Raw genomic sequence first — 16,904 nt, forward strand, 5'->3', positions numbered from 1 at the left:
AGTGGCTTAAACTTTACTGATGCGGTGCATACCAGCTGGCCAGGCCGTCCTGCAGCTTTTGACCAAGTGCTTCAGGTGCCTCGGCACCCTTGATGGCTGCAACAGAAGCGCCCCAGGTTTCGTTTTCCAGATTAGGTGTACCGCGTGACAGGATCTGATAGGTCGAGCGGATCGTGCTTTCGCACTCTTCACGCCATCCAACGATTTCCTTAGCCAGCGGGTCGTCCAATTCGACCGGAGTGCTGGACAGCGGGAAGAAACCGGGCAGAGCGTTGCCGAAGATGCCCGCAAACTCAGGGCTCGCGACCCAGGCCAGGAAGGTGCGCGCAGCCTCCTGGTTTTCGCTGGCGGCGTTCATGCCGATGCCAATATCGGTGTGATCGGAAATATAGCAAGTGTCGCCTGCGTTCTGGACGGGTGGCTTAAAAGCACCCATTTCGAAATCGGCCTGCGTGTTAAAGCCCGAGATTTCCCAGCTGCCCGCTGGATAAACAGCCGCTCGGCCCAACGTGAACAGGTTCTGGCTGTCGGGATAGGTCTGTGCCTCGTATCCGTCACCCAGATAACCGGCCCATTTTGCCAGCGTCGCATAGGGGGCGACCCACTGAGGATCGGTCAGTTTCTGTTCACCATTTATGAGTGCCAGGCGACCTTCCTCACCTTTCCAGTAGTTCGGGCCGATGTTGTTGTAGCCCATTGTTGCAGCTTCCCACTGGTCGTTTGTGCCCATTGCCATCGGGATGTAAGTGCCGTCTTCCTTGATCATGTCGAGTGCGGCAAAGAACTCGGCCTCGGTCGTGGGCACTTCGATACCCAGCTCGTTGAACGCGTCCTTGTTGTAGATGAAGCCATGGATCACCGAGGCCATTGGTACGCAGAAGCTGACCGAGGCATCATCGGTCTGCCAGGCGGATTTTGCGACGTCCGAGAAGTTACTCATTGCTTCCAGATCAGACAGATCGGTTAGATGGCCTGCCTCATATAGCGCCAGTGACGCGTCAAACGGGCGGCAGGTAATCAGATCACCGGCAGAGCCGGCTTCGAGTTTAGAGTTCAAGACGGCGTTGTATTCCGCAGGGGCTGACGGGGAAAACACGACCTTGATACCGGGATTGGCCGCTTCAAATGCGGGGATGATCTTTTCCTGCCACAGGGCAAGGTCATCGTTGCGCCAGCTCTCGATGGTCAGCGTCGCATCTTGCGCATAAGCGCCACTGGCGATAAGTGCAGTGCTCATCAGGGCAAGGCTTAGTACATTACGTTTCATTTGGTTTCTCCCAGGTTGTTAGTTTCGTTGTCTTGCTTCAATCGGTTCATGGCGGTGCGCAAATGGCCCGCTGTCTCGGTCAACAATTCCTCAGCTGCCTCTAGTGATTTGGCACCAGCAGCAATAAGCGCCGCGCTTTTCAGTGCGCCGTTCGTGGACCTGAGTGCTGCATCGGCGGTTTCGGGAGTTACGTCAGTCAACTGGCAGACAATCCCGTTGGCACGCGCGCGCAGCTTGTCATTGTCCGCACGTAAATTGATCATCATGCCGTCCTGGATATGCCCCAGCTCGACAGCCATAAGTGTTGACAGCATGTTCAATGCAATCTTCTGCGCAGTTCCCGCTCCCATTCGAGTTGAGCCGGAAATCAATTCGGGCGGCGTAGGCAGCAACACGGCATGATCCGCCAGTTGAAGCAATAATGATCCCGCGTTATTGGCAATCCCGATGACAGGCACGTCTTTGGCCTGTGCCATCTTGGCAGCGGCAATCGTATAAGGTGTCGTTCCGCTGGCCGAAACCGCGATTAGAGTATCATTCGCGTGCAGGTCAGCCAGCTCATACTCCAGCGTATCCGCCGCGTCTTCCACGTCGCCCGGCATTTCAGCCGTGGTTGGCAAACCGCCCGCCATGTGGATAGCAATCTGTTCCGTCGGGATTGAGAAGGTGCCGCCAAGCTCCAACGCGTCCGAAGCAGCCATCAGGCCGGATGACCCTGCCGCCAGATAGCGCAGCTTTCCACCCGAACGGATCGAGTTGGCCATTGCCCGCGCACCGGCGCATATCGCGGCTAAAGCCTTCAAAGGTGCCTGTGCTGCTGATGCTTGTGAGTCCGCCAGAAGTTCCGCAACCTCGATCAGCGGCCGGGTATCAAGCCCCTGCGCGTCCTGATGCAGTTGTTCCGTTACCGGCTTGTTCACGTGATTCTCCCCCAAAAGCTCCCACGATCATACCTTTTAGATACCATTAGTCTACCATTTATTTTTCGACCCCGCCTTCAGGGCTTACATAGGCAAATATTGCGTATTTGGTCATAATTGGGACTTTAATTCTGACAATAGGTATTATATAGGCCTCTATATGACTCGATCTTCAAAACCACTGATTCTGGCTGTAGACGGGGGCGGGACACGCTGTCGACTTGCGCTTTGTGACGGTGTTACGCGTCATAGGGTCGAGGTGGGCGCGGCAAACGTATCCACTGATTTCGACGCCGCCTGTCGCGCATTACAGCGCGGGTTAGAGGCACTGATATCTCAATCAGGTCATTCCTTTGAGGAACTCACACAAGCCCCCGCCTATATGGGGTTGGCCGGGATCACAGGTGATGCGATTGCGGAAAAACTGGCAGCAGCTTTGCCGTTCCATAACATTCGCATTGAGGATGATCGCGCGGCTGCTTTGCGCGGGGCGCTCGGCCCAGATGATGGGTTTGTCGCACATTGCGGGACTGGGTCTTTCATCGCCAAACAACGGGCTGGCGTGATCGGACTGGCCGGAGGATGGGGGCCCGTTCTGGGCGATCATGCTTCAGCACAGTGGATTGGGAAACGAGCGCTGTCGAAGGCTTTGGATCACGTTGATGGCTTAAGCCCGCCTTCTCATTTGGCGCAGGATCTGCTGTCTGAGCATGGTGGCGCACCCGGACTGGTTCGAGCAGCTGCGCAGATGTCCCCAACCGAATTTGGCGCAATCGCACCGCAGGTTACAGAGTTGGCCCGCAAAAAGGATGCGCTCGCGATCAAGCTTTTGCAGGACGGCGCGGATTATCTGGCAGGTATGTTGCATAAGATGGGGTGGGCACCTGGTCTGCCGATTTGCCTGACCGGAGGCATCGGACCCTACTATGCGGCGTATCTGCCTCAAACCATGCAAGCTGCGTTGGTCGAGCCTTTGGGCGATCCATTATCTGGCGCTTTGGCTTTGGTACGTGCCTATCAGAAGGAAATCGAACATGAATGTAGCTGATTTCCTGCGACCCGAAGGATGGCTGGGGCAAAACGCTGGTCCGCGCTATGTACAGCTGCGTCAACGACTGGAAAAGGGGATCGAGGACGGAATCCTGCCCCCCAACAGCTCGCTGCCGCCTGAACGAGAGATAGCCGAACTGACCGACTTGTCGCGCGTGACCGTGCGCAAGGCCATTCAGGAACTGGTGCGTAAAGGCGCGGTTGAACAGCGACAGGGATCGGGGTCTTTCGTGCGTGAACCCGTTGCCCGGGTCGAACAATCGCTGTCTCATCTGACCTCTTTCACCGAAGATATGGAAAGGCGCGGCCTCAAGACCACTTCAACCTGGCTTGAACGCGGCATTTTCCTACCCTCGCCCGAAGAGATGATGGCCCTTGGCCTGTCCACCAATGAACAGGTTGCCCGCATCCACCGTTTGCGCGCGGCTGGGGGGCGACCGATGGCACTTGAACGCGCGGCGCTGCCACTGGATATTCTGCCGAACCCGACCGAAGTGAGCGGATCGCTTTACGCTGTTCTCGAACAAACCGGGTTTCGACCGATGCGCGCGATCCAGAAAATTTCGGCCATCAACCTCGAGGCGCCAGAGGCCGAGCTTCTGGACGTCGCCGAGGGCACTGCCGGTCTTCGGATTCAACGCACCTCTTATCTGGAAAGCGGGCGGGTCGCTGAACTGACCCGCTCAATCTATCGCGGTGACGCTTACGACTTCGTGGCCGAACTGCGACTATCTAATTGAAAGCCTGGGACCATGTCTGACAATACCACTCAAATGCAGCGGGAGATTAATGAGATACCCGACGCAGTCGATCGCCTGCTGACCGAAGGCGCAAGCCGGGTTTTGCAAACGGCTGATGAAATCCGGGCCCGCGATCCAAGGTTCCTGATCTCGGTTGCGCGGGGCTCTTCGGATCATGCCTGTAGCTTCCTTAAATACGCGTCTGAGTTACTGCTGGGCTTGCCAATGGCCTCGGTCGGGCCGTCGGTCAAATCGATCTATGGCGTCGACATGCGCTGCGAGGATGCAGTCTGTATCTCGGTCTCACAATCTGGGCAAAGCCCGGACATCGTGCAGCTCACGCAATCTGTAACTTCGGCCGGGGCCTATTCTGTTGCGATCACCAACAACACCGCCTCGGCTCTGGCCGATGCGTCTAATGCTACGCTGCCAATCCATGCGGGCCCCGAGCTGAGTGTGGCCGCAACAAAAACTTTCGTCACCTCCCTGGTCACGGGTCTGTGGCTGATCGCACAGGTGAAACGCGACGACTTGCTGTTGCGTGCAATTCATGACTTGCCAGACAGCCTCTCGGAAGCCATCGCCTGTGATTGGAGCGCGGTGGCGGATGCGGTTGATGGCAGTTCGCTGTTCACTTTGGGGCGTGGTCTGTCGCTGGCCATTTCCAACGAAGCCGCATTGAAGTTCAAGGAGACCTGCCAGATTCACGCCGAAAGCTATTCGGCGGCCGAGGTGCTGCATGGCCCTGTCTCTATCGTCGATCATGGTTTTCCGGTGTTGGCCTTGTCATCCGGCGACGCGACCGAGTCCTACCTAGCCGAGATCGCAGATGAACTGTCGGCCAAAGGGGCAGATGTCTTTGCCACCACCAGCCGAGTAAAACAAGCGACGGTCCTGCCGCATGTCAGGACATCACACTGGATGACCGACCCGATCCCCGTAATCGCGTCCTTTTACGGAATGGTTGAAAGCGTCGCCACTCGGCGTGGGGTTGATCCGGACATGCCCCGGCACCTGAAGAAAGTGACGGAAACGGTATGACCGGTCCTTCGATCACCTTCGCAGGCGGCCCGATTTTTGATGGCAGTGATCTGCACGATGGCTATGCCGCCCGGTTTCAAAACGGGGTGATGGAGGCATTGGTCCCCGAGGATCAGATACCCTCGGACGCCCGGATCGAGGACCTCGCAGGGCGCATCCTCAGTCCTGGATATGTGGATCTACAGGTCAATGGTGGTGATGGTGTGATGTTCAACGACGACCCGTCCGTTGATACACTGACCCGGATCGCAAAGGCGCATCGCGGGTTAGGGGCGACCCGCATCCTGCCCACCCTGATCACGGACACGGCCGAAAAGACACGGGCCGCGATTGGAGCATCTATCGAAGCCATTCAGGCAGGCATTCCGGGCATCGCCGGCCTGCATCTTGAAGGCCCACATCTGTCAGAGCGCCGCAAAGGGGCACATGATGCAGCGCTGATCCGCCCGATGGAGCAAGCCGATCTGGACGCGATGATTGCCGCGGCAGAGCATTTGCCCGCCTTGATGGTCACGCTTGCACCCGAATCTACGACGCAAGAGCAAGTGATGGCGCTGACGCAGGCCGGAATCATCGTCTCGCTTGGCCACACCGATGCATCCTTTGAGACCTGCATGGCCTATGCCGATGCAGGTGCGCGCTGCGCCACACATCTGTTCAACGCCATGAGCCAGCTTGGCAACCGAGAGCCGGGACTGGTCGGTGCCGCATTATCTCATGGGTTGATGTCGGCGGGGCTGATTGCGGACGGGGTGCATGTTCATCCCGAAGCCATGCGCACCGCGTGGGCTACCAAGCGGGGACCCGGGCAGGTTTTTCTTGTCAGCGATGCAATGGCCGTCGCCGGGACTGATTTGACAGAATTCCAATTGGAAGGCCGCCCGATCCGGCGGGAAGATGGTAAGCTGACCTTGCAAGATGGCACCTTGGCTGGGGCCGATCTATGCCTGACCCAGGCAGTGAAGGTTCTGACGGAACAGGTCGATATCCCCTTGCCACAGTCACTGGCCGCAGCCACCAGCGTACCGCATCAGGTCATTGCGAAGCGGGGTGAAAGGCTAGCGCTTGATCTGGCACACATGATCCTGATCATGCGGGATTTGTCAGCCGCACAACCGGTTCAATTCTGATCAACCCTCTGAGGAGCCGACAACCGACAGGCTGTCAGTTAGGGTTTCCGAGAGTAGACCGAGCGAAAAACGCTACGCTGCCTTCTCGGACCATAACGAACCGCGAACATCGTTGAACAAGAGTTATATGAATCGATCTCTGGTTGCGTGGTCAGTTCAACTGCTGGTCAAACGTACAATCACGATCACCGACTCCGAAGCCGCCGTACGTGCGAACCGCAGAAAACGACGGCACTGAGCCCAAAATGGCAAATGCCGCGCTATAGGTTAACTGGTGGGATCCAAGCATTGTTGCCCGTGAACATGACAAGGGTCGGCCCAAAGCTGCCGCTCATCGGTTCTTTCAGAGCACACATGTGATCAAATTGCATCATACAAAAGACCAGTCAGAAATTAGTTAGTATATCGTTAATCGGAACATCAAAAAGTCATCATTTTTTTGCTGCTAACAGACACGCGGGTGTTTCCGCGCAAAAAAGTTGCGGTGGTTTCCAGACCACCCTTAAGGGGTGAACAAGATGTTTCGAGTAAGCGGTTTAAACCGTAAAGCGCACCGTCGTGCGGCGGCACTTTCCAAAGCACAGACCAGCAAATTCCATCAGAGAAAACCTGCTGCATTGCGTGCTTTCGCTGCTCCGATTGCGGCCGGTGCGATAGGTTTGGGCGCTTCGATTGGAGTGGCAACTCCTTCGGTGGCGCAAACGGTTGTTCCTCCGTCAAATGGTCCCTGTATTGTTGCGGGTGACCTCGCCACTTGTACGGGAGATGTTTCAACGGGTGTACAGGCGAACGGGCCAACACTCGAAACGCTCAATATCAATAACGTGACAGCTGCGGGAATTGCACCAGGCGGTGGAACAGACGGCGTGGCTTTCAGCACACCAACAGGCAACGCAACCCTTAACATCCGGACGACTGGTACAAGCGGCATTGTCACTACCGGGAACGGCGCGGATGGGATTGTCGTGGACGCAGACGGCGACGGGGATGTTTCGATCACATCAACGGGCGACCTTGCAACAAACGGACGCCGATCCTTTGGCATTCGATCCGATCTTGAGGGTGATGGTGCTGTGTCGGTCAACTCTACAGGCAACATCACAACGTCTGGACGCAGCAGAAGCGTCGGTATCGGCGCCACTCAACAAGGTGGTGATGGCGATGTGTCAGTGGTTTCAGATGGTCGTATCAGCACATCGGGCAACCGTTCAGACGGAATTTACGCCAATCAGGACGGTGGAGGCGGCACGGTATCGGTTAACTCAGCAGGCGACATCAGCACGGCCGGAAATCGATCAACAGGCATCACCGCGCTTCAGAGTGGCGGCGAAGGGGATGTCTCGGTGGTCTCGAATGGCAATATCTCGACGGCCGGGAACAACTCTGGTGGTATACTTGGACAGCAAAGCGATGACGATGGCGACATCGCGATCCAATCGACTGGAAATATCACGACAGAAGGAAACAACGCGAACGCCATCTTGGCGCGTCAAAATGGCGGAGATGGGGATGTCACCGTTGAAACCGAGGGCAACCTTTCGACTTCTGGCAACAACGCCCGTGGTATCTTTGCCCGGCAAGATGACGGTGACGGCGATATCACGATCCGCTCGACCGGAAACATCACGACCGGTGGCAACAACGCTGATGGCATCTTTGCCCGCCAAAGGGGCGGAGACGGAGATATCAGCGTCACTTCGTCGGGCAATATTTCGTCCGCAAGGGACGGCATCCGCGCGCTTGTGACTAATGATGGCGACATTACCATTACAAACCGCGGCGATGTCAGCGGTGCAGCAGCGGGCGACGGTATCAACGCAATGGTGAATGGCGCGGGAGATGTCGTCATCGACAGCATCGGGGATATTACTGGCAGAGAATACGGGATCTACGGCGCAGCCAATGCAACAGGCACCGTAACGATCAATTCCAACGGCAACATTTCTGCTGACGAAGAACATGCGATCTTTGCTGACGCCGAGGACGGGAATGTGACCGTCAATGTGACCGGCGACGTCCAATCGCGCGACAGCGATGCAATTGATGTGGAAACCGGCAGCCCCGGTGGCGTGATTGACGTCACCGTAGTGGGCAATATCACAGGGGGTGCGATCGGTATTGACGCTGATGCCGAGGATTCCGGTGACATAACCATTCAAGTCACAGGTGATATCCGCGCCGATTCGGATGACGGCATCGAAGCCGAAGTTGATGGTGACGGCGACATCTCGATCACGATGAACGGTGATATTGAAGCTAGCGAACACGGCATCCGCAGCTTTTTTGCAGGCGATGGAAACATCGTGGTTGAGGCGTCGGGTGATATCACGGCTGAGAACATTGATGGCATTAACGCTGAAATAGACGGAAACGGTGATGTCACCATTTCAGCAACCGGCACCATCGATGCCGAAGTTGACGGAATCTTCGCCCATGTGACCGAGAACGGCAACATAAGCATCACAAACTCTGCATCCATAACCGCCAGAAATGACGAGGGAATTGACGCCGAAATCTTTGGAGATGGCGATGTTTTTATTAGCAATTCTGGTCAGATAACCTCTCGCGAAGACGATGCGGTCGAAGTAGATGTCGAGGGAAGCGGCAACGTCAGTATTGAGAACACTGCCCGTCTTACCGCCGATTCCGACGCTATTGACATCGAGTTAAACGGCGACGGTGATGCCAGGGTCACCAACGGCGGGGCGTTGCGTTCGCTGGACAATAACGGGATCGAAGTGGATGTAGACGGAGCCGGTTCGATCACCATTGTGAACACCGGAAAAATTGATGCGTTCGAATACGGTATCGAGATCGAAGATCGTGATAACAATGCCGCCGCAACCATCACGAACTCGGCCCGCATCACCGGACGCGAAGGCTTTTCCATCGTATTTGGAGGGGACGGCAATGACACGTTAACGCTCGAACCCGGCTCGGTCCTGAATGGTTCGGTCGATTTCGGTAATGGTAATGATGGAATGGGCGGAACAAACCCGAATGACTTCGACACGTTGAACTTTGCGCGCGGAATGAACGCGGTTGTTAATTTTGCCGATGCTTCGGGTGACGACAATGACCTCGCGTCCGCCCCCGAAATCGTCAATTTCGGAGGGGCCGGCGTTTTGGCCAACAATGGCCTCACGGCGGTTTCGGTCGATACAACAGGATTTGCGGCCCAAGGTACCTTCATCAGCGATCTGACCGACGCAGTATTCAACACGATTGAAACCGCCAGCCCCTATGCGTCCGGGTCATCGGACGGTCAGGTCAGCAGAAACCTGGGTCCCTTCGGGTATGTCGAACAGGATAACGGTCCATATGTATGGGCTTCGGCCTTTGGCGGAGATCGCGATGTTGAAGAAGACGGTTCAAACCTTGGGTTCAGCCATCGCATGTACGGTTTCGTAGTTGGTGCCGAAACGAATGAACTCATCGATAGTAGCGATTTTGGTGTTCTTGTCGGATATAACGACAGCCAGATCTCGCTCGATCAAGACGCAGGCGATACCGATATCACTTCATATTTTGGTGGCGTTTACCTCGAAAGAGACTACGGACGATATAGCATCAACGCGACGCTTCTCGCTGGCGTAACCGACAACGACGTGACCCGAAACGTTGATGGCGGCGAAGCGAAGGGCGACTTTGACGGGACTTTCATTGCTCCGTCGCTCTCAATCTCGGCACCCATCGACGCCTTGCCAATACCTGCCTTCTTCAGTGCGCGCGTAAGCTATGTTTTTCTGAAACTTGATGAATATACCGAAACAGGCACGGCGTATCCCCTAACCGTCGAAGATCGGAACGTTTCGCTCTTCAACACGCGGGCGCAATTGAACTTGCCGCGCCTTTACGAGGCCGCAAATGGATCGAGCACCTACCTGAACTTTGCCGTTGGAGTAGATGCAACTTTCGATGCTGGATCCGACGATGTGGACGCAATCGTGGCAGCGACGCCCTTTTCTTTCGTGGCTTCTACAGAAGATGCAACTGCGGGGTTTCTTGGCTTTACGCTTGAACATACATCTGCGGATGGAAACCGATCGATAGGCTTCAGCGGTGAGTACCAATCAACATTTGGTGGTGGATCCAGCGTTGTCGGAGAGCTTACGGCTTCCATAAGGTTTTGAACCTTTGGATGGCTGCATGCTTGGCCGGTTTCTGGTGCCAAACATCCTTTTCAATCGGACTACCTTCCAGACCATGAGGAGTTCTGTTTAGTTCCGCCACGCATATCCAAGCCACGTCCGTCCATGAAATCAGAGGGGTTTTGTGAATTTAAGAAACTAGCCGCGAGCATCGACTTCAAACGCCGGCTTTCGCCTAAGTCAGATAGATTTGCGACCATTGCGAGAGTCCGTTTCTGCCGCCTTGATGTTTTTTACTGCGATCACGAGGTGCCGAAAGCCGCCGCTAGATCATGCGCAGCGAAAGCACACTTTGTCCGCAAAGTAGACATTCAAGTAAGTTGCAGCGAACGTCCGCTACGCGGACAAAGCAGTCGCTACATTTATGGTCGATCAAGAGTTTTATGGGCTCAAGCTGTACCGTCGGAAATTATTCGGCTTTGGACTACAACGCACTCAAAGCGGGCCTTCACGTAAGAGACATCATTTGCATAGGTCCGCTGTCCACCATTAGTTTGGGGCTTCATTTGGTTGTCGCAATATTTATCTGAAGAAATCGACAAAACGGGTTTTAATGTTGCTTGGTGGTACTGACTCCCGGCACTGCCTATTCTTCAAACTCAGAAACAGAGTTTAACGGTAGGAGGGTCGAGTGCATAGCATCTCTGATCGAAGTATGTTCGCCACTAAAGTGGCTGAAGAAGCAGGCGCGTTGGCTATAAGATATTTTGCCAACAGAGACACTCTGGTGGTGGATGCAAAGGGTGCTCAGGATTGGGTCAGCGAAGCCGACCGGAATGTCGAGACGTATGTTCGCGAAAAAATAATTGAGGCCTATCCCGATGACGGAATCTTCGGTGAGGAGCACGCTGCGAAATCAGGGTCCAGCGGGTTTGACTGGGTGATCGACCCAATTGACGGCACCACGAACTTCGTAAACGGCATTCCGGCGTGGACGATCGTCCTGGCGGTTGTTTCAGAGGGACAAACACAAATCGGTGTCATTCACGAGCCGAACGTGGCTGAGACCTATGTCGCCATCCGGGGGGCGGGAGCAACGCTCAACGGGCAGCCAATGCAGGTCGCATCAGACGTCGATATGGCAAGCGGGACCGTCTCGGTCGGATATTCGAACCGCATCGAAGCTTCAAAGGTGATCCCAATCATTTCAGCCATCATCGAACGCGGGGCCATGTATCATCGCAATGCAAGCGGAGCGCTGTCGCTTGCCTATGTCGCGGCAGGCCGGCTGTTGGGGTACGTCGAAGAGCATATGAACGCGTGGGACTGTCTTGCCGGTCAGCTGTTGATCGCAGAGGCCGGTGGTGTCGTCGAAGAACAGGACGCCAATGAAATGATCCGCGATGGTGGCCGCGTCATTGCCGGTACGCCAAAGATCTTTGATGATCTCAAAGCAATTTGCGAGAAGGCATGGAACGTCTAATTTGCGTCAGGCGATAGCCAGCCAGCCTTGGTTACAGCACAGCGTGTCCAAATCAGCGCTCCAGAAATGCCCCTGCCCTGGCTGGTCGCGCTGGCGATCAATCCGCACTCCGGAGAGATGACACCAGAGCAGCGTCCCAACCGCTCCATGGGTTACGATGGCAAGATCACCACCATCGTGCGCGTCCATGATTGACGTGACTGCCCCAACAATCCGGGCCTGAGCATCTGTCGCGGTTTCCCAGCCGCGAAAGCTCACGTCGGGTGCAGCGAAGAATGCATCGGCGGCGGCTTCGAACTGGTGCGGTGGCAGGAAACCGGTAGCACTGCGGTCATTTTCGCCCAGCGCCAGGTTTACTTTCACCTCAAGGCCGTGCGGTTTGGCCAGGATCGCAGCTGTCTGTTCTGCCTTGCGTTCCGTACTGGACCAGATGGCGCTGACCGAGGCCATGATCGGCGCATTGGCAAATGCTTCGGCCCGGGTGCGACCCACCTCACTCAGTTCCCAGTTGGTGATTGCAATCTCTGGGTTCACGACCACTTCCGGGTGCGAAATGATAACGAGTTTCGGCAATGTCAGACCTTCGGCAGCAAAACCGGTCCCCGGTCTGCAAAGGCCATTTTGACGTCAGCGCCCGGTTGCAACGGGTCATCCACGTCGTCCTGCACGGCAAACACCTGTCCGAATGCGCCGGTCAGCGTGTATTCCATGCGCACGCCGACATAGGTGGCCTTGGAGACTTTTGCCGGGATGCCGGTTTCGTATCCGATCAGGACGCGGGACGGACGCACCGCCAGCGTTGCCGGACCCACGGGCAAATCGCGAGAGGGCAAGCTGTGGCGGTGTCCTTCGATGTCGATTGTTGCCTGATCGCCATCGACTTCGACGATTTTGCACTCGATCAGGTTCGCTTCACCGATGAAGTCAGCCACGAAGCGGTCGATTGGTGCGTCATAGAGTTGCCGTGGCGTGCCGATTTGGGCGACGGCGGCGTTGCGCATGACGACGATCTCGTCAGACACGGCAAGCGCTTCTTCCTGATCGTGGGTTACATAGACAACCGTCAGTCTGAGGTCCCGCTGAATGGAGCGAATGTCTTCGCGCACCTGTCGGCGTAGTTTGGCATCAAGGTTCGACAGGGGTTCGTCAAAGAGGAGCACCTGCGGTTCCAGCACCAGCGCGCGGGCGACTGCGACACGTTGTTGCTGGCCTCCTGACAGCTCGCTAGGCAAACGGTTGTCGAAGCCTTTGAGACCCACCAGTTCCAACCCGTTGAGCGCGCGCGATCTGGCCTCGCTCTTATCAAAGCCTGAGAATGTCAAACCGTACATCACGTTTTCCAGCACACTCATATGTGGGAACAGGGCGTAAGACTGAAACACCATAGACACATCGCGATCGGTCGCGGGCAGCTTGGTTACGTCACGATCGCCAATCACGATCCGGCCCGAGCTGGCCATCTCCAGACCGGCAATCATGCGCAGCGTCGTTGTTTTGCCGCAGCCCGATGGCCCCAGCAGTGTCACCAGTTTACCTGCTTCCACATGGAGGTCGATGTTGTCGACGGCCACGACATCTTTGCCAAATACCTTTGACACTCCTTCGAACCGAACCGGCGCGGCTTTACTAACAATGTTGGTATCCGTCATATCGTTCTTTCCGCTCCGATCTGGGTGCGCCGTCCGATCTGTACGCGGCCCACGAGGAATTGCAAAAGCCCGACAGATGCCAACATCACGAAGATCAGCGTGGTGGAATAGGCGATGGCGAGGCCATAATCATTGTTCTCGACGCGCCCGATGATGTAGCTGGTCGCCATGTCGTATTCGGCCGATACCAGAAAAATGACTGCCGAGATCGCGGTCATCGCGCGGACAAAACTGTAGACAAGTGCCGCTAGGATGGCGGGTTTGAGCAGGGGCAGGATCACGCGTCGGAACGTCTGCCACGAGTTTGCTCCCAGCGTCAGCGAGGATTCATCAAGCGACTTGTCCAATTGCGACATGGATGCAATGCCCGCACGCACGCCGACGGGCATGTTGCGGAAAATGAAGCTGACCACGAGGATCACACCGGTGCCTGTGATTTCGATCGGGGGAACGTTGAAAGCCAGGATGTAGCTGACCCCGATGACGGTACCGGGAATTGCGAAGGACAGCATCGTTCCGAATTCGAAGGCGTTCTTTCCGGCGAAATTTTGGCGCGTGAGCAAGTAGGCGGTCACCAGTCCAACAGCTGCCGTCAGCGGAGCCGCTATGGCCGCAATACTGATGGTGGTCCAGAAACTGTCCCATGCAGCACCCGTCCAGCGAATGCCTTCCTCTTCAAAGCGCACTGAGAAGGCGGTGACATAGTGTTTGAAGGTGAGCGTGTTGTTGACGCCCCAAAGCTCAACGACGCTGCCGTAAATGATCATGCCGTACACAACCGCTGTAAACAGTGCCCAGATGGTCGCGATGGCCAGCACGGGTATTGCCAGCCCATTGGGCATAAGCGGATGTACGCCGGCGTCCCCTTTGCCGGAAACGGTGGTATAGCTTTTCTTACCGAGCCAGGCGCGTTGCGCGTAAAAGGCAGACAGCGTGAAGAAGAGCAGTACCATAGCCAGCACGGCGGCCCGACCCTGATCATATTGCGCGCCGACGATGGCAAAGAATATCTCGGTCGACAGAACGTCAAAATTACCACCTAGAACAAGGGGGTTGCCGAAGTCGGCCATGCTTTCGATGAAGCCGAGCAGAAAGGCATTCGCCAGACCGGGTCTCATCAGGGGTAGCGACACCGTTCGGAAGGTTTGCCACCTATTGGCCCGCAGCGTTTGGGCGGCTTCCTCCATCGACGGCGACACGCCTTCGACAACACCAATCAGCACCAGAAATGCGATGGGAGTGAAGGCCAGCGTCTGGGCGATCAGGACACCAGGCATTCCATAGAGCCACCGCGACGGTTGCACGCCAAAAAGATCAGCGAAAAAGACTGTGACCGACCCGGATAAACCGAAGAGTAGGATCAAGGCCAGCCCGATTACGAAGGGAGGCGTGATGATTGGCAAAACAGTCAGCGCGCGTATCCCACGCTTGAACCGCAACCCTGACCTGGTGACCACAAGTGCAAAACAAAGTCCCAGAACCGTGGTGATCAGGCCGACGACAATGGCCAAAAAGAGGGAGTTCCACGCGGCGCCGCATTTCGCACCCCAAAAACAACCCAATCCCCAGAGACGGTCATCAAAGAATTTCGAGGCAAAAGCAGATACCGAATAGGCGCCGTCTTCGGTCACAAAGGCCGAAAACAGCATGTTGGCAATTGGAAAGAACACGAAGGCGGTGACGATTGTAATGACGCCGCCGATGGCGCTTACGACAAACACGTCACCGTTGACTGCACCGCGCGCCGCGATGCCCTGCGTGAGCAGGAACAGGAAGGCCGACGCACAGAGCATCGCGCCATACCCCATTCCGAACTGTCGGATTTTTGGCTCGCCAAACAGGGCCTTGAGCCAGTCGAAGTTGAAGCCGCGAATGCCGATCCCGAAGCCTTGCGCAATCAGCCAGCCAAAGCCCAGTGCACCCGCAAGTATCAGGATCTTAGCATAGATCGGATCAGATTTAGGTTTCCCCAGCAACAGTATTGGCAATGCCAGCGGGATCAGCAAGGGTGCAAGCCAGAGCTTTTCACCCTGCCCGATCAGAAATAGAGCGGGCGCAAAATCTTCGTCAAACGGATAGCCGTTAAAGAGCCATTCAAATGACCAAAGGCCATCCTCAACCATGTACCATGGCAGCAGGACGTAGCCGACCCACCCGACAATGATCCAGAAGATCAATACCGGGTGGGTCCTGGTTTTCGCAGTGTCAGTCACTTACTGCGGCAGCACCGAAACGTCTTCGTCCCACTTTTGCAGCAGACGCTTGCGCTCGTCAGAGGAGCCGTACTTCTTGAAGTCGTAGTCGATCAGTTTGATCTGGCTCATATCCGGGGCGCTTTCAGATGTTTGTGCACCCTTGTTGGACGGGACCTGAAAGGCATTGACTTCAAGTGCGAGGTTCTGCGCTTCGGCACTTAACGCCCAGTCGTAAAACTTTTTGGCTTCTTCTTCGTTGCGAGCGCCTTCAATAATCGACATCGAACCGATCTCGTAACCAGTGCCTTCGCACGGGGCGACAACCTTTACAGGGAAGCCCGACACCGCCTGCTTAACCGCGTCATGCATGAAGACAATGCCGATCGTGTTCTCGCCACGACCCGCGGCCTTGATGGGTGCCGATCCGGATTTGGTGTACTGATTTATGTTGGCGTGCAGGCCTTTCATGAACTCAAAGCCCTCGTCCTCGCCAAAGATCTGCACCATCGACGCCAGCGTTGTGTAGGCAGTTCCGGACGAATTCGGGTTCGCCATCTGAACGTGCCCTTTATATTCCGGCTTGAGCAAGTCCTTCCAGCAGGCGGGTTCCGGCAGGTTGTTGGCCGCCAGAAGGTCAGAGTTGTAGCCATAGCCCAACGCACCCGAATAGATACCGATGGTCTTGTTGCCAGCACTTTCGGCCTGTGAAATCGCCCAGTCATGCAACTGGTCACGCATGGGCGAGACATATTCCATAGTTAATCCTTCTTCGGCCGCTTGAAGGTGCGGGTCACCCGTGCCGCCCCACCAGACATCTCCTTTTGGGTTTGAGCTTTCCGCACGGATTTGCGCAAAGGTCTCGCCAGAGGATTTGCGAGTCATGTTCACATCAATGCCGGTGGCGTCCTCGAAGCTGCGCGCCATCAGCTGGCACCAGTCTTCCTGCGCCGAACAGTAGAATGTCAGCTTGTCGGCTTGCGCAGCACCCAAGGAAGCGGCGAATGCGATCAGTGAGCCAGCAAGTGTATTTGTTAGTTTTTTCAATGTCTTTCCTCCCATAGTTACCCGGCTACCAGCTTTGAGCTGGGAACCGTCATGTCACCTGCGAGGGCGGCCACGCTTAATTGTGGCATTTTTTGATTTCACCAGTCTCGGTACGGCTTTTCCTCTTTGTGACTATGTAAGTCTGACCACTCTAACACTTGTTTCGCAAGGATTTTTACAGAGTGACAAAATCAGTGCGATCTAAACGGAGTGCCTCTACTAGCGTTATTCAAAGGAAGATCGCAAGCTCATCCATAGCCTTCGAATGCGCAGAGCTTGACTCGTGCGCCGATT

General features: G+C 55.9%; 12 protein-coding genes. 6 read left to right on the top strand and 6 right to left on the bottom strand.

Translation table 11 applies throughout. The features are described from left to right. Window positions 1–13: 13 nt before the first annotated feature. Window positions 14–1,267 (bottom strand): ABC transporter substrate-binding protein, encoded by a 1,254-nt coding sequence (locus RA28_RS17965; RefSeq protein ID WP_039531911.1) that lies wholly within the window; start codon window positions 1,265–1,267, stop codon window positions 14–16. Then, window positions 1,264–2,187: an N-acetylmuramic acid 6-phosphate etherase gene (locus RA28_RS17970; RefSeq protein WP_039531913.1), complete on the bottom strand. Its 924-nt coding sequence runs from the start codon at window positions 2,185–2,187 to the stop codon at window positions 1,264–1,266. Before RA28_RS17970 ends, RA28_RS17965 begins: the two co-directional genes overlap by 4 nt. 160 nt (window positions 2,188–2,347) lie before the next feature. Between RA28_RS17970 and RA28_RS17975 the strand changes: the two genes are divergently transcribed. The 6 genes from RA28_RS17975 to RA28_RS18000 all read left to right on the top strand — a co-directional run bounded on the left by RA28_RS17975 (window position 2,348) and on the right by RA28_RS18000 (window position 11,722). Then, a complete protein-coding gene (locus tag RA28_RS17975; protein WP_039531914.1) occupies window positions 2,348–3,235 on the top strand; it encodes a BadF/BadG/BcrA/BcrD ATPase family protein in 888 nt (295 codons plus the stop codon). Then, on the top strand, window positions 3,222–3,977 hold the full coding sequence (locus RA28_RS17980; RefSeq protein WP_039531916.1) for a GntR family transcriptional regulator: 756 nt from the start codon (window positions 3,222–3,224) through the stop codon (window positions 3,975–3,977). Before RA28_RS17975 ends, RA28_RS17980 begins: the two co-directional genes overlap by 14 nt. A 12-nt stretch (window positions 3,978–3,989) precedes the next feature. Next, window positions 3,990–5,018 (top strand): SIS domain-containing protein, encoded by a 1,029-nt coding sequence (locus tag RA28_RS17985; RefSeq protein WP_039531917.1) that lies wholly within the window; start codon window positions 3,990–3,992, stop codon window positions 5,016–5,018. Next, a complete protein-coding gene (nagA, locus tag RA28_RS17990; protein WP_039531919.1) occupies window positions 5,015–6,148 on the top strand; it encodes an N-acetylglucosamine-6-phosphate deacetylase in 1,134 nt (377 codons plus the stop codon). Before RA28_RS17985 ends, nagA begins: the two co-directional genes overlap by 4 nt. 518 nt (window positions 6,149–6,666) lie before the next feature. Beyond that, window positions 6,667–10,281 (top strand): autotransporter domain-containing protein, encoded by a 3,615-nt coding sequence (locus RA28_RS17995; protein ID WP_039531920.1) that lies wholly within the window; start codon window positions 6,667–6,669, stop codon window positions 10,279–10,281. Between the two features lie 649 nt (window positions 10,282–10,930). Further along, window positions 10,931–11,722 carry an inositol monophosphatase family protein gene (locus RA28_RS18000; RefSeq protein ID WP_241481161.1) on the top strand — a complete coding sequence of 264 codons (792 nt, stop codon included), beginning with the start codon at window positions 10,931–10,933 and terminating at the stop codon, window positions 11,720–11,722. A gap of 6 nt (window positions 11,723–11,728) precedes the next feature. Here the strand turns inward: RA28_RS18000 and RA28_RS18005 are convergent, their stop codons facing one another. Genes RA28_RS18005 through RA28_RS18020 form a run of 4 tightly spaced genes read right to left on the bottom strand, consistent with a single transcriptional unit; the run spans window position 11,729 to window position 16,610 of the window. Continuing rightward, on the bottom strand, window positions 11,729–12,295 hold the full coding sequence (locus RA28_RS18005; protein WP_039531924.1) for a histidine phosphatase family protein: 567 nt from the start codon (window positions 12,293–12,295) through the stop codon (window positions 11,729–11,731). Window positions 12,296–12,297: 2 nt separating this feature from the next. Further along, window positions 12,298–13,371 (bottom strand): ABC transporter ATP-binding protein, encoded by a 1,074-nt coding sequence (locus RA28_RS18010; protein ID WP_039531926.1) that lies wholly within the window; start codon window positions 13,369–13,371, stop codon window positions 12,298–12,300. Then, window positions 13,368–15,584, bottom strand: coding sequence for an ABC transporter permease (locus RA28_RS18015; RefSeq protein WP_039531928.1), 2,217 nt, complete (start codon window positions 15,582–15,584; stop codon window positions 13,368–13,370). Before RA28_RS18015 ends, RA28_RS18010 begins: the two co-directional genes overlap by 4 nt. Beyond that, complete coding sequence (locus tag RA28_RS18020; RefSeq protein ID WP_039532540.1) at window positions 15,585–16,610, bottom strand: ABC transporter substrate-binding protein; 1,026 nt, start codon at window positions 16,608–16,610, stop codon at window positions 15,585–15,587. Window positions 16,611–16,904 lie beyond the last annotated feature (294 nt).

It is taken from the genome of Ruegeria sp. ANG-S4 (assembly GCF_000814005.1).
In the GTDB taxonomy this organism is placed as follows: domain Bacteria; phylum Pseudomonadota; class Alphaproteobacteria; order Rhodobacterales; family Rhodobacteraceae; genus Ruegeria.